Below are 1,321 nucleotides of genomic sequence, written 5' to 3'. Positions count from 1 at the left end.
CTCCACCTATCTGAGCAATCACACCCGTAAGATCAAAGCTCTCAAAACCATCGGTATCCGAACCAGAACCAGCGTCAATCACCCCATCGCCATCAGTATCAATATCTGTCGTGGCATCACATACCTCCACGGCATCTGGCATTGTGTTAGGCGTAGGTAATGGTAACACCTCAATGTCAAAAGTAGTCTGGTCGGTACATCCCGCTGCGCTAGAGACTACCGCCTGTATCGTCTGTGGGTTCTGAATGTTTGTATAAGCCGTAGGGTCTACAATAGGAGTATCACTCATCTGGTCTGCAAGACTTGCATAATAGGTCACAGATAGTAATGGGTCACCACCGGTAAGACTTGCCTCATTAACGGTAAGGTCAAACACATTAAAGGTATCTGCATCATCATCACAAACCATTAGATCTAGATCATCATTGGCTGGGTTTGCCGTAGGTGGGCTTTCTACAGAGATTTCAAAAGAGCTTACTGCAGCACATATATTTGGACTACCATCATTTACTTGTAAACGTACCCAGATTACCTCAAGTGGTGCTACCTGTGTTGCGTTATAGTTGGCTGGATCTATAATTGGGTTGTTACCCGTTTCTGCATCTGCTAGGGTGTTGTGATACGTGATGACAAGCGTGGTTGCATCTTGTGTCCCTATGATGGCAACCTCGTTTTGAGTAAGGTCTATGATTTCCATCAGGTTATTATCATCATCACACTCAGTAAGTGTTTCAAGGGCTGCAGGAATCTCAGGGATAGGATATACCACAAGCTCAAATTCATAAATCTTAGTACAAGCCGTTGCCGTAGCAGGGTTGGTGTCTTGTGCTACCACATACAGTGAGGTCATCCCTGTGATGTTGTTATAAGGAACGGTAATATCTATCTGCCCTGCACCTGTATCTGCCGTGGCATTATCTAGGGTTTCATAAAAACGTAGGGTGATGTCTGTAAGCATTGCTAATAAGTCATCATTATACTGTTGTAAGTCAAAGGCTCCAAAACCATCATTGTCTTCATCACACGCAATAGCCTCTGGTAAAGGTTCTCCAATAACTGGTAGCGGATTTACCTGTAGGTCTACCGTAGTCTCTGCACCACACATTCCTGCATCACTACTACTTACTAAGATAAAAAGCGTCTGCGGACTAGTACCATCATTTACATATGCCTCTGGTGTGGGAATAGCATTTGCAATACCTGCATCTAGGTCTGCTTGCGACTCATAGTAGGTCACGGTAAGGGTTGGGTCGCCACCGGTAATACCTGCATCAAGGCTGGTAAGGTCAAAAGTGGTAATCCCATCATCATCGGTTCCTAC

The 1,321-nt window shown here is 44.9% G+C and carries 1 pseudogene; it reads right to left on the bottom strand.

From position 1 onward, the window contains the following. Positions 1 to 1,321: pseudogene (locus tag ACJJVM_RS00015) on the bottom strand (iron-regulated protein FrpC); the annotation flags it as partial.

Origin of the sequence: Dokdonia sp. Asnod2-E02 (assembly GCF_045063915.1) — a bacterium.
In the GTDB taxonomy this organism is placed as follows: Bacteria; Bacteroidota; Bacteroidia; order Flavobacteriales; family Flavobacteriaceae; genus Dokdonia.
This window is presented reverse-complemented; position numbering and strand designations above follow the sequence as displayed.